This is a genomic window from Streptomyces sp. NPDC104226 (assembly GCF_055584085.1).
In genome coordinates this window covers 738,550-764,659 of the sequence record NZ_JBVJMS010000002.1, presented here as the reverse complement: position 1 = coordinate 764,659, position 26,110 = coordinate 738,550, and the positions used below count along the sequence as shown (strand labels likewise).

The window sequence follows — 26,110 nt, the reverse complement described above, 5'->3', positions numbered from 1 at the left end:
GCGGGGTGTGGGGCGGATCTGCCACGACGCTCACGCCGGCACCCGGCGGAAGGACTCGACGAAGGTGGCCACGTCCTCCAGGCCCTGCCCGGTGAGGCAGTTGGTCAGGACCACGGGGCGCCCCTCGCGCACGCGGTGCGCGTCGGACTCCATGACGCCGAGGTCGCAGCGGACGTACTGGGCGATGTCGATCTTGTTGATCACGAGCAGGTCGGACTCGGTGATGCCCGGACCGCGCTTGCGGGGCATCTTCTCGCCCTCGGCGGTGTCCAGGACGAAGAGGAACAGGTCGACCAGGACCGGGCTGAAGGTGAGGGTGAGGTTGTCGCCGCCCGACTCGTAGAGCAGGGTGTCGACGTCGGGAAACCGCTCCAGCATCTCCGCGCCCGCGGCCAGGTTCATCGTCGGGTCGTCACGCACGGCGGTGTGCGGGCACGCACCGGTCTCCACGCCCACGACGCGCTCGGGGTCGAGCACCCCGGCCAGCGTGCGGCGGACCTGGCGGGCGTCCTCCTGGGTGTAGATGTCGTTGGTGATCACGGCGGGCCGGTGGCCCCGCGCGATCAGTACGGGTACCAGGGCTTCGATCAGCGCGGTCTTGCCGGAACCGACGGGGCCGCCGACGCCGACGCGCAGGACGTTGTCCTCGGTCATCAAAGTCACACACCTTAGAGAAGGAACAGCTTGAGGGAAGGGATCGAGGAGGAAGGGAGCTGGATTGACGGATCAAGTCGCGAACAGGCGTGCCTCAGAGCGTTCGTGACGGCCCGACATCACATCGGCCATCGGAACGCAGCCGCCCAGATCGGCGAGTTCGCGGCGCAGGGCCGCCTCCGTCACCTCCTCGATGACGGGTGCGATCCCGCGCAGCACCACCTGCGCCCTGCGGTGGTCCGTGAGCCGCAACCGCAGCGCGGCCCCGGTGAAGCTGGCCGCGTACGCGAACAGGTCGCTCACGACGGCCTGTTCGGCCGGGACGCCGGCAGCCGCGTACGCGACCCCGGCGGCCACGGCCTGCGAGCCGGGGGCCCGCTTGGCCGCCACGAGCTCCGCGTACCGCTCCAGCGGTTCGCCCCCGATGCACTCGCGGGCGAGGTCCAGGAGCTGGCGGCCGGTACGGGTGGCGGCGCGGCGCAGCCCCTCGTTCAGCTTGGCCGCGTTCAGTCGCCGGTCGGTCTCGGCCAGGGCCTCCCAGTCACCGGCCAGCGCCGCCCGGTGGGCCAGCGCCAGCGCGGTGGCGTCGGAAGGCCCCACCGCGTGCCGCAGCAGGTCGGCCAGCAGTCCGGGTACGCCCTCCGGGGTCACAGCCTTGGCCTGGGCGTAGCCCTCCAGGCCGTGGGAGAGGGTGTAGAAGCCGCTGGGGAAGGCCGAGTCGGTGAGTTGGAGGCTGACCAGCAGGGCCTGTACCGGCGTCACGGCCGCGGGGTCGAACCCGGCGGCGTCGGCGGCCGTGCTCATGCCAGGTAGAACAGGTGGTTCAGGGGCAGTTCGCGGGCCGGCTCGATGGTGGCCGGCACCCCGTCGAGGGTGACCTTGTAGGTCTCCGGGTCGACCGTGATGACGGGGAGGGCGTCGTTGCGGACCATGTGCTGCTTGCCGACCGAGCGGCAGTGCCGGACCGGCAGGACCCTGCTGTCGAGGCCCAGCTTCTCCGGTACGCCGAGGTCGATCGCGGCCTGCGACATGAAGGAGACCCGGGTGGCCTGCCTGGCCTTGCCGTAGGCGCCGAACATCGGCCGGTAGTAGACCGGTTGCGGGGTCGGGAGAGAGGCGTTCGGGTCGCCCATCAGCGCCCAGTTGATCAGGCCGCCCTTGATGACCATCTTCGGCTTCGCGGCGAAGGAGCCGATCGGCCACAGCACGATGTCGGCGATCTTGCCCGTCTCCAGGGAGCCGATGTGCTCGGCGGTGCCCGAGGCGATCGCCGGGTTGATCGTGATCTTGGCGAGGTAGCGCAGCGCGCGGAAGTTGTCGTTGCGCTCGGTGTCGCCGTCGAGCTTGCCGCGCTGGTCCTTGCAGTGGTGCGCGGTCTGGAAGGCCCGGGTCCAGGACTCGCCGATGCGGCCCATGGCCTGCGAGTCGGAGGAGAAGATCGAGATGACCCCCTCGTCGTGCAGCACGGTCTCGGCGGCGATCGTCTCGGCACGCACGCGCGAGTCCGCGAAGGAGACGTCCTCCGGGATGTCGTGCGACAGGTGGTGACAGACCATCACCATGTCGAGGAGCTCGTCGACCGAGTTCACCGTGTACGGCAGCGTCGGGTTGGTCGAGGACGGCAGGACGTTGGGCTCGCCCGCCACCCGCATGATGTCGGGGGCGTGGCCACCGCCCGCACCCTCGGTGTGGAAGGTGTGGATGGTGCGCCCGTCGATGGCCGAACGGGTGTCCTCGAAGAAGCCGGACTCGTTCAGGGTGTCCGTGTGCACCGCGACCTGCACGTCGTAGGCGTCGGCCACGTCCAGGGCCTTGCTCAGCGCGGCCGGGGTGGTGCCCCAGTCCTCGTGCACCTTGAGGCCGCAGACTCCCGCCTCGACCTGCTCGATCAGCGCTTCCGGCAGCGAGCCGTTGCCCTTGCCCAGCAGGCCGACGTTGACCGGCATGTCCTCGACCGCCTGGTACATCCGCCCGATGTTCCACGGACCCGGGGTGCAGGTGGTGCCGTTGGTGCCGTCGGAGGGGCCGGTGCCGCCGCCGATGAGGGTGGTGATGCCGTTGGACAGGCCGTGCTCGGCCTGCTGCGGGGCGATGAAGTGGATGTGGGTGTCGATGCCGCCGGCCGTGGCGATCAGGTGCTCCCCGGAGATCACCTCGGTGCCGGGCCCGATGACCAGCTTGGGGTGCACCCCGGACTGGGTGTGCGGGTTGCCGGCCTTGCCGAGGCCCGCGATGAACCCGTCCTTGACGCCGAGGTCGCCCTTGACCACGCCCAGGATCGCGTCCATGACCACCACGTTGGTGATGACCAGGTCCAGGGCGCCCTGCAGGTTCGTGGCCTGGGGGTCCTGCGCCATGCCGTCGCGGATGCCCTTGCCGCCGCCGTAGACGGCCTCGTCGCCGTAGTGGCCCTCGTTGTGGTCCTTCTCGACCTCGACGACCAGGTTGGTGTCCGCCAGGTGGAAGCGGTCGCCGACGGTCGGCCCGAACAGGTCGGTGTACTGCTTGCGGCTCAGGACAGCCATCGCTACTTGTCGCCCTTCTTGGAGGTCTTGGCCTTCTTGGCGGCCGCGGTCTTGGCGGGTGCCTTGGCCGCCGGCTTGGCAGCAGGCTTGGCCGCCGGCTTCGCGGCGGGCTTCGAAGCCGGCTTGGTCACCGGCTTCGAGGGCGCCTCCACGGCCGGCGCCGCGGCCTGCGCCACCGCGGCCTGCTGGGCCGTCTCCGGCCGGGCCCCCAGGAAGCCGAGCTCGACCGCCCGGTTCATCGCGCGGACGCGGGTGTCGGTGGAGCCGAGGCCGCCGTTGACCAGGGAGCTGAAGCCGACCAGCCGGCCGTGGCCGCTGTACGCGGTGAGTTCGACCTCGCGGGTGTCGCCCGGTTCGAAGCGGACGCCGGTGCCGGCGGGGAGGTCGAGGTGCATGCCGTAGGCGGCGTTGCGGTCGAAGTCGAGGGCCCGGTTGACCTCGAAGAAGTGGTAGTGCGAGCCGACCTGGACGGCGCGGTCGCCGGTGTTGGAGACGGTGACCTTCGCCTTGCGGCGGCCGGCGTTGATCTCTACGGTGCCTTCGCCGTAGAGGTATGTGGCGCCACCTGACATGGGGGTACTTCCCTTCCTTCGGATCAGTGGGGGGAACGGCCGTGCGGATGCGCGTGCGAGTGGTGTGCGTCCGGGTCCGCGTGGCCGTGGTGGTGATGGCCGCCGCCCGGGCCGTGGGAGTGCGCGTACCCGTGCCCGTGTTCGGCGTCCAGCCCCTCGGCCACGCCGTCCTGCCCGTGGGCCAGCCGGTGCAGCGCCTCCTGCGAGCGGGCCCGTACGACCTGGGTGATCGCCGCGTCGGACAGCAGCGGACCGGTGTCCAGGACCCCCTCCGGGAGCTCGGCGGGCGGGGCGAACGCGGCCCGGACCAGGGAGACCTGGCCGGCGCCGAGCCGACGGCACCGCTCCGCGCCCTCCGCCAGGTCCGGGTCGCCGCCGTCGAAGGCCACCTCGACCCAGCGGTGGTGCCCGTACTGGCGCACCAGCCGGGCCACGCGGAACAGATCGGCGTCCTCGAAGGGCCCCGCGGCGGGTGCGGTGACCAGGACCGCGGAGGTGTCGGGAGCCTCGCGGACCGCCTTGAGGGCGGCGGTACGCAGGAACGCGGTCAGGTGGTCCACGGTGGCGAAGGGGGGCGCCAGTACGAGCCGCCCGGGCTCCTCCTCCCGGCTCAGCCAGCGCAGCGCGCGGGCGCAGTCCGCGATCAGCCCGGGGTCGCGCCCCAGCGTCATCGGGACCACGCACACCGGTCCGGACGAGGCGGCGAGCGCCGCGCGCACGGCTTCGGCCAGCGGCCGGCCGGGGTGCACGGCGCCGGCCGCCGCGCCGCCCTCGTGACCGCCGGCCAGGATGACGCGGGCCGCCGGTTCCGTTGCCCCGACGGGCCGTTCGGGTGCGATGGACGCCACCGCTCAGGCGCCGACGGGGTCGTGGCAGGAGACGAGCTTGGTGCCGTCCACGAAGGCGGCCTCGACCTGGAGCAGCGGCAGCATCTCCCGTACGCCCTTCATGACGTCGTCGGCGGAGACCATCTGCTTGCCGAGCTCCATGCACTCGGCGACGGTCCTGCCGTCGCGGGCGCCTTCGAGGATGCCTTCGCTGATCAGGGCGCAGGCCTCGCTGTAGTTGAGCTTGACGCCCCGGTCCCGCCGCTTGCGCGCCAGATCGGCCACGACGTAGATCCAGAGCTTGTCCATCTCACGGGGAGCGAGATTCATCGGTCACTCACTTTCGGCTCTCGGGGTGGTTCGGGTGCTTCTGCTTCCGGGGTGTCTCAAGTCCGTTGCAGCCGGGGGATCTGGGGGACGGCGGCAACGAAGACGACCGTGGTCAGGACGAACGGCCAGGTGAAGGTGTGGCCGCCGAAGGGGGCGAAGAAGGCGGTCATCGCGGACGTGAGCCCGGTCGCGGCCGCGGCGCCCAGGACGGCGAACGTGAAGCTCCAGCGGGACCGGACGAGGAAGACACCGCACAGGGCCATCGCGACGAGCACGCTGCTGTAGCCCATGAGCCCCTCCGCGACGCCTTCGGACGGCGAACCCATCGCCCAGGCGACGAACAGGGCCGTGACGCTGCCGACGCAGGCCATGGCCCCGGCGACCCGGCTGGCGACGAAGATGCCGGCGAGGAAGATCAGGCCCACGTACCACTGCGGCATGAAGAAGATCTGGCCGACGTTGGCGAAGAAGGCGCGCCAGAGCCGGCCCCAGCCGAGTGGGGTGGTGCCGCTGGTGGCCGTGGGCAGCGCCGCCAGTGCGGGGCCGGTGTGCCACACCCGGGAGAAGCTCGGCGCCGCGATGGTCATGACGCTGGCGATGATGCAGAACGGTGCGGTGAACGTGGGGATGTTCCAGGTCCCGAGGACGGTGGCCAGCGCCGAGGTGACGACCACCACGGTGATGCTGCCGCCGATCGCCAGCAGCAGGGTGGACAGGTGGTCCCACCCGAGGAACACGGCGAACGAGAGGGAGACGAGGGTGCCGTTGAAGCCGCGCAGTCCGGCCGAGACGATCTCGCGGTCGATGCCGAACGCGTAGGCGGTGCCGGTGCCGAGGACCGCGCCGAGGAGGCCGTAGAGGGCGTACTGCCAGCCCGCGGCGGCAAGGGCGGCCAGGAAGAAGATGCCCGTGATCGCGTTCGGCATGAAATCGACCTGGGCGACGCCCCGCAGGACCTCCTGGATGAAGCTGGCGGGTTGAGCCGGAGTCTGGCGTGCGGCGGGCTCCGTTGCCACGGCCTGCATTTCCTTCTCCCCTGCGCAAAAAGAGGCCCCTGGAGGGCCCTTGGACCGGCGGATCGGCGGGTGCGGGGGTAGCACACTCGCAGCCACCGACAGTGACTGACTGACTCCTGACAGTAGCGGCAACCGAGGGGGATCCCGGTGGGGAGTGGGCGTGTCGGGGGCTGGGCGTGCTGTCTTCCCGGTGTCCGCCCGCCTCTTGCGAACTGTTCGCAGCAAGCGGGTGGCGGGCCGGTGACGGTATTTCCCGTCCGTGCGGGGTCATCACCCCCGTGGTGTGGCGCGCCGTACCGGCAACTCGCCGCCGGGTGGTGTCGGCTGGGTGGATGAGAGTCTCCGTGCGCGCCCGCTGGTGGGCCGAGTTGCCTCCGGCCGCGGGCGGCGCCGTCATGGCCGCGGGCATCCTTTCGACGGGGCTGAACCTCATCGGCCTGAGCGGACCCTCGCTCGTCGCGCTGGCCCTGGCCGTCGTGCTGTGGCTCGTCCTCGCCGCCGACTTCGGTGCCCGGCTGCTGGGCGACCGCCGCCGCTTCCGCGCCGAGGCCGACACCCCCGCGGCCCTCACCGCCGTGGCCGCGACCGCCGTGCTCGGCTCCCGGATCGCCACCCTCGGATGGACCCCGGTCGCCGTCTCGATGCTGGTGCTGGCCGCCGCGCTCTGGCCGGGGCTGCTGATCGCCGTCGTACGGCACTGGGGGCGCCGGATGCCCGGTGCGGCCTTCCTCGTCTGCGTGGCCACCCAGGGCCTCGCCGTTCTGGCGAACGCCCTGGTGGTCACCACCGGGCAGGACTGGCTCGACAGGGCCGCGCTGGCCGCCTTCTGCCTCGGGGTGCTCCTCTACGCCGAGGCCCTCGTACGCTTCGACTTCCGCCAGGTGGTCACGGGCGCGGGCGACCACTGGGTGGCCGGCGGAGCGCTCTCCATCACCGCCCTCGCCGGATCCGGGCTCACGGCGTCACGGCTGTGGACCGGATGGGTGCACACGGGACTGCGCACCGTCACCCTGGGGGCCCTCGGCCTCTCCCTGGCCTGGTACGCCGTGCTCCTCACCGCCGAGGCGGTCCGGCCCCGCCCCCGCTACGACATCCGGCGCTGGTCGAGCGTCTTCCCGCTCGGCATGACCGCGACCGCCTGCCTCTCGGCGGCCGCCCCGACGGGGGTGGCGTGGCTGCGCCCCGTCGGTACGGTGCTGCTCTGGGTGGCGGTGGGGTCCTGTGCGCTGACCTGCGCGGCCCTCCTCGTGGAGCGCGGGCGGGACCGTCCGCCGGAGTGAGACGTACGCGACGCACCCGGCAGGGCCGGCGCCCGTGTCCGGAGTCCCGCGTACCGACCGGGTGTCCGGCCCTACAGCCGTCGCCCCGTGCCGTCCCACCTGGGGGAGAGGGCCACGCAGCCCAGCAGACCCACGGCCAAGGCCAGTGCCCACACCGCACCGTGCCGGAGCGTCAGCACGCCGCCGACGAGGGCTCCGAGGAGCAGGGTCACGACCGTCACGAGGCGGCGGAGCGGACCCGGCCCCCACGGATCGGCAGCCAGCCCGGTCAGGGCCCTGGTGACGACGGTGGTGGTGAGGTCGGGGACGGCGAGCCGGTGGACGACGGCGTTCTGCAGGCCCATGCCGAGGGCGAGCAGGGCGATGACGCCCGGCGGCCCGGCGCCGAGCGCGGTCAGGGCGAGCGCCCCGCCCACCAGGAGCGTCTGCACCGCCACCAGCGGCGCGAACATCCTGGCCGCCCCGGTGGCCCGCCGGAGCCTTCCGGCGGCCGCCGCCCCGGCCAGGAAGGCACCGACGGCGAGCAGGGAGTCCGGGGCGGACAGGGACCGGTCGCCGGCGAGGGCGAAGCCGAGGAAGACCACGTTGCCCGTCATATTGGCCACGAAGACGTGGCCGAGGCCCAGGAAGCTCACCGCGTCCACCACGCCGCTCACGAAAGTGAGGGCGATCAGCAGCGGGGGCAGCACCCCGTGCGGAGGCTCGGCGCCGTCCGTCTCCGGCGGGAACAGCAGGTCGGCCAGCGGCGGCAGGATCCCGCGTCGCCGCGGTGGGGTTGAGGTCAAGGGGTGTCTCTGGTCGTGGCGCGAGCGGCGGGTCCGTGACAGGTGGGCAAACGGGACCTTCGGCGGCAGGGAAACGACCCGCACACCCCGAAAGGGAGCGGAGCAGAAGTGGCTTTGTCCCGCGGAAATGCTAGCCATCCCCGGCAGACGATGGGAGGAGCGACCCGCGTAAGGAGATGCCATGTCGGACCCAGCCACCAGCGCCCTCGAGGGCACCCGGCGATTCAGGGACGTCTACGCGGGGGAATTCGCCCGGCGTTCCCTGCCCGGACACCGGATTCCCGAAGAACCGTCCGATCCGGAGGCCGTGTACACCCTCATCCGCGACGAGCTCGAACTCGACGGCAACGCCGAGCAGAACCTCGCCACCTTCTGCAGCACCTGGGCCGAGCCCCAGGTCCGCAAGCTGATGGACGAGAACCTCGCCAAGAACATGATCGACAAGGCCGAGTACCCGCAGACCGCCGCCATCGAGGAGCGGTGCGTGACGATGCTCGCCGACCTGTGGCACGCGCCCGAGCCCGACACCGCGCTCGGCTGCTCCACGACCGGCTCCAGCGAGGCCTGCATGCTCGGCGGCCTCGCCCTCAAGACCCGCTGGCGCACGGCCCGCCGGGCCGCCGGACTGCCCGCCGACAGGCCCAACCTGGTCTGCGGCTCCGTCCAGGTCTGCTGGGAGAAGTTCGCCCGCTACTTCGATGTGGAGCTGCGCCAGGTCGAGTTGCTGCCCGGAGCCACGGGGCTGCGCCCCGAGCAGCTCCGCGCCCACGTGGACGAGAACACGATCGGCGTCGTCGCGATCCTCGGCGTCACCTTCACCTGCGACTACGAGCCCGTCGCCGAGATCGCCGCCGAACTCGACGCCATCCAGCGCGACACCGGAATCGACGTCCCCGTCCACGTGGACGCCGCCAGCGGCGGCTTCGTCGCCCCCTTCATCCAGCCCGATCTGCTCTGGGACTTCGGGATCGCGCGCGTCAGCTCGATCAGCAGCTCCGGCCACAAGTACGGACTCGCCCCGCTCGGGGTCGGCCGGGTCGTCCGGCGCACCCCCGAACTGCTCCCGCCCGAGCTGATCTTCCGGGTCGACTAACTCGGCGGGGACATGCCCACTTTCGCCCTGAACTTCTCCCGGCCCGGGGGCGAGATCATCGCCCAGTACCACCTGCTGGTCCACCTCGGCCGCGAGGGATACCGCCGGATCCAGCAGGCGAGCGCCGACACCGCCGTCCACCTCGGCGAACAGATAGCGGCGATGGGCCAGTTCAGGATCCTGTACGACGGGAAGGGCGCCCTGCCCGGAGTCTCGTACACCCTCGCCGACCCGAAGGGGAGCCCCTTCACCCTGTACGAGCTCTCCGACCGGCTGCGCCGGCGGGGCTGGCAGGTGGCCGCGTACCCGCTGCCCCGCGCCGGCGAACCCCTCGTGATCCACCGGATCCTGGTCCGCCGCGAGATCAGCCGCGACAAGGCCTCCCTGCTGCTCGCCGACATCCGTCGCGCGGTCGCCGAGCTCAGCCCGGCAGGCACCCGGGCGGAGCAGGTCGCGCGATGACCGCCTGCGACCGCACCTCCCACGACACCCCCGACTACGCGGAGGTCACCCGCCGGGTCATGAGCGCGGTGGCCCCGCACATCGGTGCGGGCAAGGTGGCCGACTACATCCCGGACCTGGGGAGGGCCGACCCCCACCGGTTCGGCTTCGCCGTCGCCACGGTGGACGGGGACTTCCATTCCGGCGGAGACGCGGACGTGCCCTTCGCGCTGGAGAGCATCTCCAAGCTCTTCTCCCTCGCGCTCGTCCTCGGCCACGACGACAAGGCGATCTGGAACAGGGTCCACCGCGAACCCTCGGGGGAGCCCTTCAACTCCCTGATCCAGCTCGAACTGGAACTCGGCCTCCCCCGGAACCCGTTCATCAACCCCGGCGCCATCGTCGTCACCGCCACTACGTCCGGCAGTGCTCGATCATGATCACCGCATCCGAACTCGCCCGCGCGGGGCTGCTGTTCGCCCGGCACGGCGAGCGCGCCGACGGGACCCGGCTGATCCGCCGGGCCGAAGCCCGGCGGATCAACGCGCTCATGCTCACCTGCGGCACCTACGACGAAGCGGGCGAGTTCGCCTACCGCGTCGGCCTGCCCTGCAAGAGCGGAGTCGGCGGCGGCATCCTCGCCGTCGTCCCCGACCGGTGCGCCGTCGTCGCCTGGGGCCCCGGCCTCGACGTCAAGGGCAACTCCGTTTCCGCCACCGTCGCGCTGGAGACCTTCGCGGCCACCGGCGGCCTGTCGATCTTCTGAGGAGGACACCGTGCCGACCACGCGCCCCTCGCCCACCGCCCCCTCATCCACCGCCCCACCCCTTGGCGGTGCCGCCCGCCCGCGCAAGAAGTACCTGACCGTCTCCACCCTCGGCCTGATGACCGCGGCGTCCGTCGTCACCAGCCTGCGCGGACTCCCGATGATGGCCAAGGAGGAGATGACGATGTTCGCGTACATCGGCTTCTCCACCCTGCTCTTCCTCGTTCCCGCCGGCCTGGTCGCCGCCGAGCTCGGCGGCGCCTTCGGCCACCGCGCCGGCGGACTCTACGTCTGGGTCGGCGAGGCCTTCGGGAAGCCCACCGGATTCGTCGCCATCTTCCTGACCTGGGTCCAGAACATCGTCTGGTACCCCACCGGCCTCACCTTCGCCGCGACCGCCGCGGCCTTCGCCATCGGCCGCCCCGACCTCGCCTCGAACAACGTCTACGTCGGCCTCTTCATCGTCGTCGCCTTCTGCCTGTGCACCGGGGCCGCCCTGGTGAGCACGCACTTCGCGAGCAAGGTCACCAAGTACGGCTTCCTCCTGGGCACCGTCGTCCCCGGCGTCGTCCTCATCGCGCTCTGTCTGGCCTGGCTGGTCACCGGCCACGCCGCAGGCTGGTCCACCGCCACGGACCACGCCGTCGCCGTCGTCGCGCACGGGCACTCCGGCCCGCGCTGGCTGCCGTACCTGACCGGCCTGTCCAGTCTGTCCTTCCTGGCCGGGATCCTGCTGAACTTCGCGGGCGTCGAGTCCCAGGCCGTGCACGCGACCGAGCTGAAGGACGCCAAGCGCGGCTACCCGGTCGTCATCATGGTCGCCGCCGGACTCTCCTTCGTGATCTTCACCCTCGGTGCGCTCGCGGTGGCGGGCATCCTCCCGTACCGGGACATCGACATCGACACCGGTGTCTTCGACGCCCTCACGCACGCCACCACCGGCCTGATGCACGTCGGCTGGCCGGTGCAGGTGCTCGCCGTACTGATCTGTTACGGGGCCCTCGGCGGGGTGCTCGCCTGGATCACCGGCCCCAGCCGCGGCGTGCTGGCCACGGCCCGCGACGGGCTGCTGCCGCCGTTCATGCAGAAGACCAACAAGGCCGGAGTCCAGAAGAACATCCTGCTTGTCCAGGTCGTCGTGGTGGCCCTGCTGTCCTCGCTCTACCTGGTCGTGGACAACGTGTCGACCGTGTTCTTCCTGATCTCGGCCATGGCCGTCAGCCTGTACATCATCGTCTACATGCTGCTGTACGCATCGGCCATCCGTCTGCGCTACACCCAGCCCGACCTGCCGCGCGCCTTCCGCATCCCCGGCGGCAAGCCCGGCATCTGGCTGGTGGGCGGCCTCGGCTTCCTCGCCGTCGCCTTCGCCTTCGTCCTGGCCTTCGTCCCGCCGTCCCAACTGCCCATCGGCAGCCCGGGACTGTACGTGGGCCTGGTCGCCGCCGGCGCCGTGATCTTCAGTTCGGCGCCGCTGATCCTGGAGCGGTTCAAGAAGCCGTCCTGGAAGCCGGAGTAGGGTCCGGTCATGGCCTACACATTTCAGCTGACCATCGACTCCGCCACCCCGCACGCCCTCGCCGACTGGTGGGCCGAGGCCCTCGGATGGGAAGCCGAGCCCAGCGACGAGGAGTTCATCCGCAAGATGATCGCCGACGGGCGGGCGACCGACGAGGACACCACCACCCACCGCGGCGTCCTCGTCTGGAAGGCGGGCCAGGGGATCCGCCACCCCGAGGGCCTCGAACGGGCGCCCCGCATCCTCTTCCAGTTCGTCGAGGAGCCCAAGACGGTCAAGAACCGCCTCCACCTCGACGTCCGCACCGGCGAGGACGACCCGCGGGCCCTGGTCGAGCGGCTCATCGCAAAGGGGGCCAAGCACCTGCACGAAGGCAACCAGGGTCCTTTCACCTGGAGCACCCTCACCGACCCCGAGGGCAACGAGCTGTGCGTCTCGCACTGACGGCCCCGGCCCGGTCGTAGGCTGGCACCGTGAACGTCATCCTCTTCGGCGCGACCGGCATGATCGGGCGCGGCGTGCTCCGCGAGTGCCTGCGCGACGAGTCCGTCGACAGCGTGCTCGCCGTCGGCCGCAGCCCCCTGGCCGTCACCCACCCCAAGCTGCGCGAGCTCGTCCGGGCGGATCCGACCGACCTGTCGGCGCCCGGCGGCCCGGACCCGGCCTCGTACGACGCGTGCTTCTTCTGCCTCGGCGTCTCCTCCTTCCGCATGAAGGAGGAGGCGTACCGGCGGATCACCTACGACCTGACGCTCGCCGCCGCCCGCCCCCTCGCGGCCGCCAACCCGCGGCTCACCTTCGCCTACGTCTCCGGCGAGGGCACCGACAGCACCGAGAACGGCCGCTCCATGTGGGCCCGGGTCAAGGGGAAGACCGAGAACGACCTGCTGAAGCTCCCCTTCGAGGCCTACATGTTCCGGCCGGGGATCGTCCAGCCGGACCGCGGCATTCCCTCCAAGACCCCGCTCTACCGCGCGGCTTATGCCGCCACCGCGCCGCTCTTCCCGGTCCTGCGCCGCTTCGCACCCCACCTCGTGACCACCACCGGGGCACTCGGCCGCGCCATGATCGCCGTCGCCGCCGCCGGGCCGGGGGACGCCGGCACCCAGCGGATCCTGCGGCCGCGGGACATCAACCGACTGGGCGGCCAACACCCGCACGGGGCGGCGGACCTGCGGTAACGAGCGGAAATTCGGTTTCGGCCGGGGCCCCGCGGACCCGAGAATGAGGCATCTCGAACCGGGAGGAACCCCATGAGCCAGGACCGCCTGACTCTGCACGACCTGATGCCCGCGCAGGCGCTGACCGAGGCCATCGACGCCGGATACGTGGCCCGGAAGGCCCACCCCGAGCTGCCGCTGTCCCTGTACAGCTACACCCGGACCGCCCAGTACGAACAGGTCTGGGACCAGGTCACCACGCGCTGCCGCGGACTCGTCGCCGACGACGTCACCGGCGAGGTCGTCGCGCTGCCGCTGCCCAAGTTCTTCAACGTCGGCGAGCACGCGGCGAACCGGCCGTACGCGCCCGCCCTGCCGCAGGACGAGCCGTTCGAGGTGTACGACAAGGTCGACGGCAGCCTCGGCGTGCTCTTCCACTACGCGGGGAAGTGGCGGGCCGCCTCCAGGGGTTCCTTCACCAGCACCCAGGCCGTCTGGGCGCAGCGCCGCCTCGACGGCCGCGACACCTCCGCCCTGGTCCCCGGCACCACCTACCTCGCGGAGATCCTGTACCCGCAGAACCGCATCGTCGTGGACTACGGGGACCGCCGCGACCTGGTCCTGCTCGCCGCGTACGGAGCCGACGGCGCCGAGGTGCCGCTCACCGAAGCCGCCGCTCACTGGCAGGGCGTCGGCTCCGTGGTCCGCGTATGGCCCGCCATACCGCTGGACGAGCTGCTCGAACTGACCGGCTCCAACACCTTGCCGGGCGGCGCCGCCGCGACCGGTACCGACGCGGAGGGCTTCGTCCTGCGCTTCGCCTCCGGGATCCGGGCCAAGGCCAAGATCGCCGAATACGTACGCCTCCACAAGGTGCTCACCGGCGTGACCGAGCGGGACATCTGGCGCGGACACGGCATCCAGCGGTTCGCCGGCCTGCCCGTCAAACAGCTCGCCCAGGGCCTGAACTGCACCGTCGCCGACATCGAGGCCTCGGGCGGCAAGCCGCTCGACGCACTGCTGGAGCAGGTGCCCGACGAGTTCGACCACTGGGTGCGCTCGGTGATCGAACGACTGGAGGCCGAGGCCGCGCTCCTGGAACGCGCCATCGACGAGGCGTACGCCTCGCTGGCCCACCTGGCGGGCGACCGGGGCGCGTTCGCCCGCGCAGCCAAGGCGACGATCCGCGACAGCAGGGTCCGCAGCGCACTCTTCCAGCGCCTCGACGGCAGGACGACCGAGATGGTCACCTGGCGGCAGGTGCGGCCCGAGGCGTCCGACCCCTTCACGCACGACGAGGAGAACTGAACCCGTGTCCGAAGCACCCGAAACCGAGACCACCGCGTCCCCGGCCGAGGCCCCCGCGATCCCCGCGCCCGCCGCGCTTCCGGTGGTCCACGTCATGACGGGTCTGCCGGCCTCCGGGAAGACCACCGCCGCGCGCGCCCTCCAGGCGGAGTCCGGCGGCCGGATGCGCCGCGTCAACCTCGACGACCTGAGGGCCATGCTCGACGTGCCGGACCCGGAGCGCGGGCGCTCGTACAAGCACGAGCAGACCGTGCTGGACATCCAGGACGCGGCCGTCGGCGCGGCCGTCGAGGGCGGCTTCGACGTGGTCGTCGACAACACCCACCTGACCTCGCACATCCCCAAGCGGCTCAAGGCGGCCGTGGCGGGACGGGCCACCTTCGTCGTGCACGACTTCACCGACGTGCCCGTCGAGGAGTGCCTGCGGCGCGACGCCGCGCGCGAACGCCAGGTCGGCGAGGAGATCATCCGGATACTCGCGGACAAGCACGCGAAGGCCAGGAAGGGCGGCTGGCGGCTCACCGCGGACTGGCTCAACGACCAGCCGGACGTGTCCCCGTACGTCCCGGACCCGTCGCTGCCCACGGCGGTCATGTGCGACATCGACGGCACGCTCGCGATGACCGGTGACCGCAATCCGTACGACTTCTCGCGCTGCGGCCTCGACACGCTCAACACCCCGGTGCGCGACGCGCTGGACTCCTTCCGGCGCGCCGACGGCGACACCGTCGTCCTGCTGTCGGGGCGCGGCGAGGAGCACCGGGAGCCGACCGAGGCCTGGCTGCGGGAGCACGAAGTCCCGTACGACGAACTGTGGATGCGGGCGGCGGGCGACACGCGCCGCGACGACATCGTCAAGGCGGAGCTGTTCAACGCGCACGTGCGCCACCGGTACGCGGTCCGGGTCTCCCTGGACGACCGCGACCGCGTGGTGGCGATCTGGCGCCGGATGGGCCTGGCGACCTGGCAGGTCAACTACGGCGACTTCTAGTCCGGTGACCATCCGGCGACCGGTCCGGTGACCGGATGGCGACCGGTCCGGCAGTCTCCCGCCACCTCGCCATACTGGAGGGATGGACGAGCCGAACGTACTGATCGTGGACGGTGCCAACGTCGTCGGCTCCGTGCCGGACGGCTGGTGGCGGGACCGGCGCGGCGCCGCCGAGCGGCTGCGCGACCGGCTGGCCCTGCGCGACGAGGGCGAGGAGATCGTCCTCGTCCTCGAAGGCGCCGCCCGGGGCGTCGCGTCCGTGCCCGGCGTACGGGTGGACGAGGCGCCGGGCAGCGGCGACGACCGGATCGTGGAGCTCGCCGCCGCCTGCGCGGACCGCGGCGGCTGCGTGGTGGTCACGGCGGACCGGGAACTGCGGATGCGGGTAGGGGCGTACGGTGCGCGGTCCGTGGGACCGCGCACCGTACGCCCGGACGCGTAGGGAGTGCCTACGAGCGGCAGTAGTCGACCTTGCCGAGGTTCTTGACGTAGCGGGCCGAGACCCAGTTGTCGTCGTCGTACTTGGCGGCCTTCGGGTCCATCGAGCGCGTGCGGTCCTCGTCCATGGAACCCTTCTGGTCCCGCTCCTTCAGCAGGTACCAGATGTTGTTCCCGTCGACCCGCTCGCCGCGCGTCTTGCACTCGATGGCGAGCTTCTCGTGCGGGTGCACGCGGCCCACCTTCTGGGAGTGGGTGGTCGGCCTGCTGCGCACGGCCAGCGGGCCGTGCGAGACGACGACGCCGCGGGCGTGCCTGCGGTTGCCGTCCTCGTCGCCGCGGCCGTAGTCGTCCTCGTCGTCCACCGGGGTGGTCAGGACCGGTCCGCGCGGGACCGAGTGGTCGGCCGCGACGGCCGTGCCCGCCCCGACCAGGCCGAGCACCATGCTTCCGGCGGTGAGGGCGAGGATGGTCCTGGTGGGCTTCAGCATGAGCCGGCTCCTCCGAGAAGACGTCCGCCCGGCCGCGGCACGCGGCGCGGGGCGCAGGGCGGCAACCAGACGGCTGCCAGGGACGACTATGGCGACGGCGGACCGGGAGGTTCTGTTGACGCACCGCGACTTCGCCCGATATGCCCAATATGCGCGTCCGCCCGGGGACGCAACCCGGCTGCTCCGAAGCCCCGGCCCCCTCCTCCGGATGCGGGCACCGCACGACGCCGCCAGAGTGGATGCCATGGGTATCGAGGACTACGGCGGCGGCGCCGGAGCACAGCAGACCGGCGTGATGGTCGTGACCACCAACGACGTCCCCGGCTACCGGGTCGAGCAGGTCATCGGAGAGGTCTTCGGCCTCACCGTCCGCTCCCGCCACCTGGGCAGCCAGATCGGCGCCGGCCTGAAATCGATGATCGGCGGCGAACTGAAGGGCCTCACCAAGACCCTGGTGGAGACCCGCAACCAGGCCATGGAACGGCTCATCGAGCAGGCGAAGGCGCGCGGCGCGAACGCCGTGCTGATGATGCGCTTCGACGTCACCGACGCGGCCGACGTCGGCACCGAGGTGTGCGCGTACGGGACGGCGGTCATCCTGGTGCCGGCGAGCGCCTGACGCGCCGCCCCGGGACCGGACCCGACGCGGCACGCGGCGGCTGTTTCCCCCGGAGCGCGTCTACCCGATGGCCGGGGAACTGCAGGACGTCGTGTCGCCGGGCAGGTGACAAGGGCTCTTGATGATCACCAAGGGAGGCCCTAGCCTCCCTTGGTGATCCACGAAGAACGCATACGCAGCACAGAACGCACCCCCGCACCCGGTGCCCCGACGGCCCTCGGGGGCGCGCGGTGACCGGGCCCCTGGACCCGCGCACCGCGGGGCGCCGCTACGTGACCGCCTGCGTCCTCTACTGGCTCCCCGTGGGCCTGGCCGTCAGCCCGCTGATCCTGCTCTTCACCGAGCGCGGCATGTCCCTGACCACCGTCGCCACGTTCTTCGTCGCGCACTCCGTCACCGCCGCCGCACTGGAACTGCCCACCGGCGGACTCTCCGACGTGCTGGGCCGCCGCGCCGTGCTGGCCGCGGCGGGCCTGCTCAACCTGACGGCCTTCACCCTCCAGGGCCTGGGCACCGAGCCCTGGGTGCTCGCCCTCGGGATGGCCCTCATGGGTGCGGGGCGCGCACTGTCCAGCGGACCCGCCGAGGCCTGGTACGTCGACACGGTCCAGGCCCACTCCGGCCCCGACGCCGAACTGCGCACCGGGCTGGCCCGCGGAGGCACCGCGGTCTCCGCCGCCCTCGCGGCGGGCACGCTGCTCGGGGGCGCGCTCCCCTGGCTGCTCGCCCGGGGCGACGGAGCCGCGTGGCTGAGCCGGGAAACCTCCGGACTGGTGCTCCCGCTCTCCACGCCACCGCTGCTGGGCGCCGTCGTGGTGACGGCCTTCGTGCTGTACGTCCTCACCGCGCTCCCCGAACCGCCCCGCCCGCCGAGCACCCTGCGCTCCGTCCTCCACGGCATCCCGGCCACCATCGCCGAGGGCGTACGGCTGGGCGGCCGCGATCCGCTGATCCGCCGGGTGCTGCTGAGCGCGGCGGCCGCGGGCGGCGCGCTCGCCACCCTCGAACTGCTGACACCGGGCCGCGCCGCGTCGTTCACCGGGGCGCCGGAATCGGGGGCGATGCTCTTCGCCGTGCTCGCCTGCGCCGGGTTCCTCTGCTCCGGACTCGGGAACCACCTCGCACCCCTGACCGCACGGCTCGCGGGCAGCGGCGAGCGCGCGGTCCTGCTGGGCCTGGGCGCCGGCGCGGCCGGACTGCTCCTGCTCGGCGCCACCGCCGCGGCGGCGGGCCCGGTCGCACTGGCCCTCGCGATCCTCGGCTACGGCCTGGTGTACCTCGGCCTCGGCGCGGCGGGGCCGAGCCAGAACGACCTCCTGCACCGCCGGGTGCCGAGCACGGGACGGGCCACGGCCCTCTCCGTCCAGTCCCTCGCCCTCCAACTGGCCGGAGCACTCACGGGCCTGCTCGCCGGCGTGCTGCCCCGCGGCCCGCTGCCCTGGCTGACGGGGGCCGCGCTGCTCCTCGCGGGCGCGCTGCTGTGGACCCGGCGCACCGAGCCCGCTTCCTCGCACGCCGCGCCCCTGGGGGCAGAGGGAGCCGAGCGGGCCTGAGGCCTGTCCTGCTCACCCGAACCACCCGTCACATAAGTCCAGGACGGGGTGCGGTTTTGTCCATGGGCCTGCCGGGCCGCGGTCCGCAGGCTGTCAGGTCAGTGAGCGGACCGCGGGCCTCCAGGGCGTGCGGTCTTCCGCCCAGGAAGCGCCGACTCCCGGAGGTCCGATGCGAACCCCCCTCTGGCCGGCCGCAGCCGCGGTGGCCGGTCTCGTGGCCACCTTGGTCGTGGCCGTGCCCGCCGCCCCCGCCGTGGCGGCCGGCCCCGTGACGATCACCTCGCCCGAGCTGTCCGTCAGCGTGGACAGCGCCTTCCCCCGCGTCATCAGCTACACCCGCACCGCCACCGGGGACGTGCTGAACGGCAACGAGGACGCCATCGGCGCGATCGTCGTCAACGGAACCACCTACACCCCCACCGTCACCGCCACCCCCTCCGCCTCCGGCGTCGACTACGCGCTGGCCTTCTCCGGAGTGACCATCAGGTCGCGGATCTCGGTGACCGGTTCGGTGGTGGAGTTCAAGGTCACCGCGGTCGAGGACACGCCGGCCCTGCGCGTCCGCAGCTTCGCCGTCCCCAACCACAACCTCGTCAGCGTCCGCAGCAACCAGGCGGGCGCCGCGCTCTCCACCGCGAAGATGCACACCGCCACCACCGGCACCGGGGACACCTTCACCCCGATCACCGCGAACACCCCGGTGGACGCCTCCGCGACGACCGTGATGTACGGGCTGGCCAACACCGGCAGACTGGCCGCGGCCATCGACTCCAACTCGTACTACGACGCCCCCTCGGGAGCCACCGCCAACGAGAACGGCCGGATAGCCAAGCAGGTCACCGACAAGGGCGGCTACCGCCGGGCCGGCCTGTGGAGCGGATCCTGGCTCTACCGGGCCTCCGGCGCGGCCGACACCGACACCGAGCCGCTGCCCTACGTCCGGGTCGCGATCACGGCCGACCGCAACGCCGACTCCACCGTGGACTGGCAGGACGCGGCGGTCGCGTACCGGGACATCTGGACCGCTCCCACCGGCTGGCAGCAGACCGCCGACCGGGTCGTGCAGCGCATCCCCTTCAACTTCGCCTCCGCGGCCACCCACCCCTTCGCCGAGACCCTCGACGAGACCAAGCGGGTCAACCTCGCCACCGACGGCCTCGGCCAGTTCGTCCTGCTCAAGGGGTACGCCTCCGAGGGCCACGACTCGGCGCACATGGACTACAAGAACATCGGCTCCAAGCTCGGCGGCGCCACCGACCTGAACACCCTCACCACCGTCGGCCACACCTACAACGCCGACTTCGGCGTCCACATCAACGCCACCGAGGAGTACCCGGTCTCGGCCACCTTCGACCCGGCGCACCAGACCGGCGGCCTCGGCTGGGACTGGCTCGACCAGTCGTACTACGTGGACACGCGAAAGGACGGACAGTCCGGCGGGCGGCTGAAGCGGCTCCAGGACCTCAAGGCGGCCGCCCCCGGCCTGGACTTCCTCTACGTGGACGTCTGGTACGGCGACGGCTACCTCTCGCGCAGGCTCGAACGCGAGATCGGCGGCCTCGGCTACCAGCTCGCCACGGAGTTCCCCAACTCCATGACCGGACAGTCCCTCTGGCACCACTGGGCCACCGACGTCAACTACGGCGGCACTGACCTCAAGGGCATCAACTCCACCATCGCCCGCTTCATCGCCAACCACACCAAGGACGACTGGATCGCCGCCAACCCGCTGCTCGGCGGCGCGGAGATCACCGCCTACGAAGGCTGGCAGGGCAAGCGGGACTACACCGCCTTCCTCACCACCACCTTCGCGACCAACCTGCCGACCAAGTACCTCCAGGAATCACCGATCGTGAAGTGGACCGCCAACACGGTCACCCTCGCCAACGGCACCACCGTCACCACCTCCGGGAACACCCGCAAGATCACCACGGCCGGCCGCACCGTCCTCGACGGCTCCGCCTACCTGCTCCCGCGCGACGGCAAGCTCTACCACTGGAACGACAAGGCGGCCTCCACAACCTGGACCCTGCCGGCCGGCTGGTCCTCGCCCAAGCTGTACAAGCTGACCGACACCGGCCGCCAACTGGTCGGCGACCTGGCCGTCACCGGCGGGCAGGTCACCATCAACGCCGCCGCGAAGACCGCCTACGTGGTCACCAACGGCGCCGCCCCCGCCCAGGCCGACCCGAACTGGGGCGAGGCCACCCCGGTCAAGGACCCCTCCTTCTTCTCCGGCAACCTGAACGCCTGGACGGTCGCCGGCTCCGGCGCCGCCGTCACCCGCAACGCCCAGGGGCAGAACGAGCTCACGATGGCCCCGAGCACCGCCCCCGCCGTGTCCCAGCAGCTCACCGGACTCACCCCCGGCACCTACGCCGCCTCCGTCTGGGTCTCCACCCCGGCCGGACGCGCCACCACCCTCACCGTGACCCCGGCCGGAGGCACGGCCGCCTCCGTCCACGCCGACTCCTCGACGCTGACCAACAACCTCGGCGGCAGCGAGAAGAACGGCACCAGGATGCAGCGCATGAAGGTGCTCTTCGACGTCCCCGCGGGGCAGTCGGCGGCCACCCTCAAACTGTCCGCGGCCTCCGGCTCCGGCACCGTCTACCTCGACGACGTACGGGTCGTCCGCTCGGCCCGCACCCCGCTGAACGGCCACTGGTTCACCGAGGACTTCGAGAACGTCGACGCGGGCTGGGGCCCCTTCGCCTTCGGCGGCGCCGGCGGCTCCGCCACCGACCCGCGCACCCACATCGCCCAGCGCAACGCCCCGTACACCCAGGCAGGCTGGAACGGGAAGCTGGTCGACGACGTGATCAGCGGGCAGAACTCGCTCAAATCGCACGAGGAACGCCAGGGCCTGGTCTACCGCACCCTCCCGCAGACCCTGCGGCTGACGCCCGGCCGCTCGTACAAGGTCACCTTCAGCTACGAGAACGGCTTCAGCGGCGACTACCAGTTCATCACCGGCTCCGGCAGCACCGAGACGGCCACCGCGCTGGACCAGGCCCGGACCGCCACCACCTTCACCAAGACCTTCACCGCGGGGACCGACGCCTGGATCGGCGTACGGAAGGTCACCGGCGAAGGCTCCCACAACGAGGCCGACTTCATCCTCGACGACCTCGCCGTCGACGACCTGGGCTCCGGGAGCGGCGGCGAACTCCTCGTCCCGCAGGCACAGATGAGCGTCAAGGCGGTCGACAGCCAGGAGACCGCCGGCGAGAACGGCGCCGCGGCCAACGTGCTCGACGGCGATAGTGCCACCATCTGGCACACCCAGTGGTACCAGGCCACCGCGCCGATGCCGCACGAGATCACCCTCGACCTCGGAGCCTCGTACAACGTCTCCGCCCTGCACTACCTGCCGCGGCAGACGCAGAGCAACGGACGCATCGCCGACTACCAGGTCCTCACGTCCGCGGACGGAGTCACCTGGGGAACGGCGGCAGCCTCCGGTACGTTTCCCAACGCCACGGCCCAGCAGGACGTCACCTTCACGGCGCGCACCGCCCGCTACGTCAAGCTCAAGGCCACGAGGGAGGTTTCGGGTAACCCGTGGACGGCGGTCGCGGAACTCAACATCGGCTACCTGCCGTGACGGGGCCTTCCCGCGGTGACGGCTCCGGGGGAGCGAGGAGCCATCGCGCCGACTGCTGCTGCACCGACTGCTGCTGTGTCGACTGCTGTTGGCGGAACCGGACGGGCGCCACGCCCACCCGGCGGCTGAACAGCCTGCTGAAGTAGGCGGCGTCCTCGTAACCGACCCGCCGGGCGACCCCGGCGACCGGCAGGTCGGTCCGGGCCAGCAGCTCCTTCGCCCGGCTCAGGCGGATGCCGAGGAGGTACTCCTTGACCCCCTCCCCGGTACTTCCCCGCACCGCCCCGCGCAGTTCCGGGAGGCTCATCCCGAGCCGGGCCGCGTGCTCGGCCACCGAGATCGGCAGCAGCGCGTCCCGGGCCAGGGTGTCCATCACGGTGTCCCCGTGCCGCGACACCCCGGCCCGGGCGTAGCGCAGCGCGACGAGCAGCCCGTGCACGGCCGCGGCGGCCTCCACCTCCAGCAGGGGGCCGCCGAGGCGGGCCGCCCGGACGATCCCGTCGACCACGTGCCGCACCCCGGCCGTGCCGGTGAGCGGGACCAGCGGCCGGTCGGGGGTGACGTACCCGAGGTCGGTGTACGCCTCCACGCTGTGGCCGGCGAAATCCACGAAGCACTCGTCCCACCCGGTCTGCGGATCGGGGCCGTAGTGGTGCTCCACCCCGGGCACGAGCCACAGCAGCGCCGGGGCCGTCACCGGCTGCGGGGCCCGCCCGCCGTGGCTGAACCAGCCCCGGCCGGCGCACACCACCACCGCGACGTGGTGGTCGAGCACGCGCGGCCCGACCACCGGCAGCTCGCCCTGCTGCACCCCCACTCCGAGGCACACCAGCCCGAGCCGGCGGTGGTTGGCGGTCGGCGAGAAGTACCGCATCCAACTGCTGTACGGAGGCGTTGCCATCTGCGGATTGTGATCCACAAGGCGGGGCGTGCTCAAGGGGCCGCGGACTCCTGGGCGTTACGAGGCTTTCGCGCGACCGGCGCGACCGGCGCGACCGGCGCGACCGGCGCGACCGGCGCGACCGGCGCGACCGGCGCGGGCCGCGCGCCTGCGGGCGCCGTGCCGGATGCCCGCTCCGGCCGGAGCCCCGCCGCCAGGCCGGCGACCACCACGGCCAGGCCCAGCCACACCGCCGGCCCCGGGACCCCGCCGCCCGTGAAGGCTCCCGCACCCGCCGCAGCGAGCGGGGCCACCCCGGTCAGCAGCCCGGCCCGGCCGGAGCCCACCGCGGCCACCGTGCGGTACCAGAGGAGGAAGGCCACCGCCGTCACCATCACCGCGAGGTACCCCGCGGCGGCCCACTGGCGCGGGCTCACGGACACGAGCTCCGCGGGCCCCTCGACGCACACCGTGAGCACCGCCAGCATCACCGCACCCATCCACACCGCGTGCAGCGACACCCCCCACGCCCCGTGGCGCCGCAGCACCGGCACCGCGAGCAGGGTGAAACCGGCCTCGCAGCCCAGCGCGAGCGCGGCCCACCCGACCCCGGCCGCGTCCGTCCGGCCCGTTCCCTCCACCAGCACCGCCCCGGCGACGACCACCGGCGCGGCCAGCAGCACCCGGCGGCTGGGCCCGCGCCCCTCCAGGAGCGGCCCGATCACCCCGAGCAGGACCGGTGCGCAGGCCACGGCGACGGCGATGACGGCCGGCTCCGCGTGCGCGACGCCCCGTACGACGGCCACGTTGAACAGCACCAGCCCGGTCGCGGCGACCCCGGCCAGCCACAGCCACTCCCGGCCGCGCGGCGCCCTGATCGGCACCCGGGCGATGCGGGCCAGGGCGAACAGGAGCAGCGCGGCCACCGCGTAACGGACGGCCTGCACCCCGAAGAGCGGGGCGTCCACGAGGGACCGGGAGAGGGTGACGCTGCTGCCGACGAGGACCATGCCCGCGATGCCGGGGACGAGGTCGCGCACCTGCCGGGGCGAAGGGTGCGGGGGAGAAGGGCGAGAAGGGCGAGAAGGAGAAGGGCGAGAGGTGCTCATACCGTCGAGCCTGGACCCACAATGGACCCGTGGACAGGTCCAAAGAGAGCGCCATCCAGGGGTCCGAAACAGCCGGATCGGACTTCCTCCAGCTCGACATCGGCCGGGCCCCGGCCGGCGGCCGTACCGACTGGCTCGCCGACCGGCTGCGCGCCGCCATCGCCGACGGCACGCTCGCCGTCGGCAGCCGGCTCCCGGCCAGCCGCGTCCTCGCCGCCGAGCTCCGGGTCTCCCGGGGACTGGTCACCGAGGCGTACCAGCGGCTGGCGGAGACCGGCCAGGTGGCCGGCCGCGGCCGGGCGGGGACCGTCGTGGTGGCCGCCCCGGTGACCGAGCGGCAGCCCCCGGCCCGGCCCGCCCCGTCAGCAGCTCCGGATCGGACCGGCCCCTTCACCCCCGGGCCCCGCGGCGGACCCGTCGACGCACTGCGCGCGGCCCCCTGCCGGATCGACCTCTCACCCGGGGCACCCGACCTGACCGCGTTCCCGCGTACGGCCTGGCTCCAGGCGGAGCGCCGGGTCCTGGCCGGGCTCACCCCCGCCGACTTCGGCTACGGGAACCCGCAAGGCGCGCCCGCGCTGCGCGAGGCCGTCGTCGGCTGGCTCGCCCTGAACCGCGGGATCCGGGCCACCCCCGACGAGGTGGTCGTGGTGGCGGGCGTGGCCCAGGCGCTCGGGCTGCTGGCCCAGGTGCTGCGCGCCGAAGGCGTACGGCGCGTCGCCGTCGAGGACCCCGGTTCGCTGGGGGCGCGGCAGCAGCTGGAGCACGGCGGCATGGAGATCCTGCCCGTACCGGTGGACGGCGGCGGCATCGACACCGCCGCCCTGGCGGCCGGCCCGGCCCAGGCGGTGGTGCTGACACCGGCGCACCAGTTCCCGACCGGGGTCGTCCTCGACGGAGAACGCCGACGCGAGCTGCTCGGCTGGGCGGCGGCCGGGGGAGTCGTCATCGAGGACGACTACGACGCCGAACACCGCTACGACCGCGCCCCCGTACCCGCCCTGCGAGCCCTGCTCCCGGAGGCCGTCTGCTACACCGGAAGCGTCTCCAAACTCCTCGCCCCGGCCCTGCGCCTGGGCTGGCTGCTGGTCCCGCCGCGCAGGCTGGACGCCGTGATCGAGGCCAAGCGCTACGCCGACCTCGGCAATCCCGTCCTCGCCCAGCTGGTGCTGGCCAGGCTGATGGCCTCGGGGGAACTGGAGCGCCACCTGCGCTTCGTCCGCAGGCGCCACCGGGCCCGCCGGGACGCGATGCTCCGCGCGATCGCCGCCGAACTGCCCGGCGCCCGGGTGCACGGGGCGGCGGCCGGGCTGCACCTGATGGTCACCTTCGACGGGGAGGACGCCGAGGGCCCCGACGACACCGCCCTCGACGACACCGCCCTCGCCGCCGCGGCCCTGGACCTCGGGGTCAAGGCCCACCCCCTGTCCTGGCACCGGATGACCCCGGGCCCCGCGGGCCTGGTCCTCGGCTACGCCGCGGGCCCGGTGGGGGAGATCGAGGAGGGCGTGGCCACCCTCGGCACGGCCCTGCGAGCGCTCCGGGGGTAGCGGGTCGGGGTGGCGGGGCCACACCGTTCCGCGGCTGCGAAAAGTTTTTCGGGAACGGCGGCAACCTCCCGGGGACTCGCGCGTCGTGCGGGGGTGAAGGGCGTGATCACGCGCCCCGCAGCCGACCGTGGAGAACCACCGTGAAGAACCTGAAGCGCGCCCCGCTGTCCGCCCGCAGGACGGCGGCCCTCGCCGTCGCCGCCGCCGGCGCGGCCCTCGCGCTGGCCGGTCCGGCCTCCGCCGCACAGGGGGCGTCCGCCTTGCCGACCGCACCCGCCCCCGCCCCGGCGACGACCGCGCCGACCAGCGCACCGAGCGTGGTCCCCTCGGCGCCCAAGCCGCAGCCCTCGGTGAGCCTGCCCCCGGGTACCCGGCCGAGCGCGAGCCCGAGCGCCGCCCCGAGCAAGCCGCCGACCACCGCCCCGGGCGGGATGCCGAGTGCCGTTCCGAGCGCCGCCCCGACGTCGACCTCGGAGCCCGAGCTCGCGCATACTGGCTCCTCCGCCACCACGGCCGCACTCGGCGCCGGGGCCGCCGTGCTGATCACCGCCGGGGCCGCGACCCTGTACACCGTGCGGCGCCGCGCCAACGGCTGA

At 72.6% G+C, this 26,110-nt stretch carries 23 protein-coding genes and 2 pseudogenes; 14 read left to right on the top strand and 11 right to left on the bottom strand.

The window, feature by feature from the left end:
- Positions 1 to 30: 30 nt before the first annotated feature.
- The 7 genes from ureG to ACZ60J_RS08775 form a co-directional block, all read right to left on the bottom strand.
- Positions 31 to 654, bottom strand: coding sequence for an urease accessory protein UreG (gene ureG / locus ACZ60J_RS08805; protein ID WP_469679905.1), 624 nt, complete (start codon positions 652 to 654; stop codon positions 31 to 33).
- Between the two features lie 72 nt (positions 655 to 726).
- Positions 727 to 1,458: an urease accessory protein UreF gene (locus ACZ60J_RS08800; protein WP_469679903.1), complete on the bottom strand. Its 732-nt coding sequence runs from the start codon at positions 1,456 to 1,458 to the stop codon at positions 727 to 729.
- A complete protein-coding gene (gene ureC, locus ACZ60J_RS08795) occupies positions 1,455 to 3,179 on the bottom strand; it encodes an urease subunit alpha (protein ID WP_469679901.1) in 1,725 nt (574 codons plus the stop codon). The genes ACZ60J_RS08800 and ureC overlap by 4 nt, the downstream gene beginning before the upstream one ends.
- Before the next feature lie 2 nt (positions 3,180 to 3,181).
- A complete protein-coding gene (locus tag ACZ60J_RS08790) occupies positions 3,182 to 3,751 on the bottom strand; it encodes an urease subunit beta (protein WP_469679900.1) in 570 nt (189 codons plus the stop codon).
- A gap of 23 nt (positions 3,752 to 3,774) precedes the next feature.
- Positions 3,775 to 4,599 carry a sirohydrochlorin chelatase gene (locus ACZ60J_RS08785; protein ID WP_469679899.1) on the bottom strand — a complete coding sequence of 275 codons (825 nt, stop codon included), beginning with the start codon at positions 4,597 to 4,599 and terminating at the stop codon, positions 3,775 to 3,777.
- Between the two features lie 3 nt (positions 4,600 to 4,602).
- Positions 4,603 to 4,908, bottom strand: a complete 306-nt coding sequence (locus ACZ60J_RS08780; protein WP_469679898.1) for an urease subunit gamma — start codon at positions 4,906 to 4,908, stop codon at positions 4,603 to 4,605.
- Between the two features lie 56 nt (positions 4,909 to 4,964).
- Complete coding sequence (locus tag ACZ60J_RS08775) at positions 4,965 to 5,924, bottom strand: urea transporter (protein ID WP_469679897.1); 960 nt, start codon at positions 5,922 to 5,924, stop codon at positions 4,965 to 4,967.
- Positions 5,925 to 6,256: 332 nt separating this feature from the next.
- On the opposite strand from ACZ60J_RS08775, the gene ACZ60J_RS08770 reads away from it, so the two are divergent.
- Entirely contained in the window at positions 6,257 to 7,204 is a 948-nt protein-coding gene (locus ACZ60J_RS08770; RefSeq protein WP_469679895.1) for a tellurite resistance/C4-dicarboxylate transporter family protein, read from the top strand.
- Positions 7,205 to 7,275: 71 nt separating this feature from the next.
- Here the strand turns inward: ACZ60J_RS08770 and ACZ60J_RS08765 are convergent, their stop codons facing one another.
- Positions 7,276 to 7,989, bottom strand: a complete 714-nt coding sequence (locus tag ACZ60J_RS08765; protein ID WP_469679894.1) for a YoaK family protein — start codon at positions 7,987 to 7,989, stop codon at positions 7,276 to 7,278.
- Between the two features lie 181 nt (positions 7,990 to 8,170).
- Between ACZ60J_RS08765 and ACZ60J_RS08760 the strand changes: the two are divergent.
- From ACZ60J_RS08760 to ACZ60J_RS08725, 8 genes and pseudogenes are all read left to right on the top strand, one after another.
- Positions 8,171 to 9,544 (top strand): annotated as a pseudogene (locus ACZ60J_RS08760) (glutamate decarboxylase).
- Positions 9,541 to 10,289 (top strand): annotated as a pseudogene (locus tag ACZ60J_RS08755) (glutaminase). Before ACZ60J_RS08760 ends, ACZ60J_RS08755 begins: the two co-directional pseudogenes overlap by 4 nt.
- A gap of 10 nt (positions 10,290 to 10,299) precedes the next feature.
- A complete protein-coding gene (locus tag ACZ60J_RS08750) occupies positions 10,300 to 11,808 on the top strand; it encodes an amino acid permease (RefSeq protein ID WP_469679892.1) in 1,509 nt (502 codons plus the stop codon).
- A gap of 9 nt (positions 11,809 to 11,817) precedes the next feature.
- The gene (locus tag ACZ60J_RS08745) at positions 11,818 to 12,252 is read left to right on the top strand and encodes a VOC family protein (protein WP_469679891.1); all 435 of its coding nucleotides are present in this window, start codon (positions 11,818 to 11,820) and stop codon (positions 12,250 to 12,252) included.
- Between the two features lie 29 nt (positions 12,253 to 12,281).
- Complete coding sequence (locus ACZ60J_RS08740; RefSeq protein ID WP_469679890.1) at positions 12,282 to 12,989, top strand: Rossmann-fold NAD(P)-binding domain-containing protein; 708 nt, start codon at positions 12,282 to 12,284, stop codon at positions 12,987 to 12,989.
- A 72-nt stretch (positions 12,990 to 13,061) separates the two neighbouring features.
- On the top strand, positions 13,062 to 14,276 hold the full coding sequence (locus ACZ60J_RS08735; protein ID WP_469679888.1) for an RNA ligase: 1,215 nt from the start codon (positions 13,062 to 13,064) through the stop codon (positions 14,274 to 14,276).
- 4 nt (positions 14,277 to 14,280) lie between these two features.
- Positions 14,281 to 15,267, top strand: a complete 987-nt coding sequence (locus tag ACZ60J_RS08730; RefSeq protein WP_469679887.1) for a phosphatase domain-containing protein — start codon at positions 14,281 to 14,283, stop codon at positions 15,265 to 15,267.
- Positions 15,268 to 15,349: 82 nt separating this feature from the next.
- Complete coding sequence (locus tag ACZ60J_RS08725; RefSeq protein WP_469679886.1) at positions 15,350 to 15,709, top strand: PIN domain-containing protein; 360 nt, start codon at positions 15,350 to 15,352, stop codon at positions 15,707 to 15,709.
- Between the two features lie 7 nt (positions 15,710 to 15,716).
- Here the strand turns inward: ACZ60J_RS08725 and ACZ60J_RS08720 are convergent, their stop codons facing one another.
- Entirely contained in the window at positions 15,717 to 16,196 is a 480-nt protein-coding gene (locus ACZ60J_RS08720; RefSeq protein ID WP_469679884.1) for a hypothetical protein, read from the bottom strand.
- 244 nt (positions 16,197 to 16,440) lie between these two features.
- Between ACZ60J_RS08720 and ACZ60J_RS08715 the strand changes: the two genes are divergently transcribed.
- The 3 genes from ACZ60J_RS08715 to ACZ60J_RS08705 all read left to right on the top strand — a co-directional run bounded on the left by ACZ60J_RS08715 (position 16,441) and on the right by ACZ60J_RS08705 (position 21,975).
- A complete protein-coding gene (locus ACZ60J_RS08715) occupies positions 16,441 to 16,815 on the top strand; it encodes a YbjQ family protein (RefSeq protein WP_469679883.1) in 375 nt (124 codons plus the stop codon).
- 230 nt (positions 16,816 to 17,045) lie between these two features.
- Positions 17,046 to 18,368, top strand: a complete 1,323-nt coding sequence (locus ACZ60J_RS08710; protein ID WP_469679881.1) for an MFS transporter — start codon at positions 17,046 to 17,048, stop codon at positions 18,366 to 18,368.
- Positions 18,369 to 18,537: 169 nt separating this feature from the next.
- Positions 18,538 to 21,975 carry an endo-alpha-N-acetylgalactosaminidase family protein gene (locus tag ACZ60J_RS08705; protein ID WP_469679879.1) on the top strand — a complete coding sequence of 1,146 codons (3,438 nt, stop codon included), beginning with the start codon at positions 18,538 to 18,540 and terminating at the stop codon, positions 21,973 to 21,975.
- Here the strand turns inward: ACZ60J_RS08705 and ACZ60J_RS08700 are convergent.
- Both ACZ60J_RS08700 and ACZ60J_RS08695 read right to left on the bottom strand, forming a co-directional pair.
- Positions 21,953 to 22,876, bottom strand: coding sequence for a helix-turn-helix domain-containing protein (locus ACZ60J_RS08700; protein ID WP_469679877.1), 924 nt, complete (start codon positions 22,874 to 22,876; stop codon positions 21,953 to 21,955). The two genes, ACZ60J_RS08705 and ACZ60J_RS08700, sit on opposite strands and share 23 nt — an antisense overlap.
- A 32-nt stretch (positions 22,877 to 22,908) precedes the next feature.
- Positions 22,909 to 23,895, bottom strand: a complete 987-nt coding sequence (locus ACZ60J_RS08695; protein ID WP_469679875.1) for a DMT family transporter — start codon at positions 23,893 to 23,895, stop codon at positions 22,909 to 22,911.
- 98 nt (positions 23,896 to 23,993) lie between these two features.
- Between ACZ60J_RS08695 and pdxR the strand changes: the two genes are divergently transcribed.
- Both pdxR and ACZ60J_RS08685 read left to right on the top strand, forming a co-directional pair.
- The gene (gene pdxR / locus ACZ60J_RS08690) at positions 23,994 to 25,514 is read left to right on the top strand and encodes a MocR-like pyridoxine biosynthesis transcription factor PdxR (protein ID WP_469679873.1); all 1,521 of its coding nucleotides are present in this window, start codon (positions 23,994 to 23,996) and stop codon (positions 25,512 to 25,514) included.
- 140 nt (positions 25,515 to 25,654) lie between these two features.
- Positions 25,655 to 26,110 carry an LPXTG cell wall anchor domain-containing protein gene (locus ACZ60J_RS08685; RefSeq protein WP_469679871.1) on the top strand — a complete coding sequence of 152 codons (456 nt, stop codon included), beginning with the start codon at positions 25,655 to 25,657 and terminating at the stop codon, positions 26,108 to 26,110.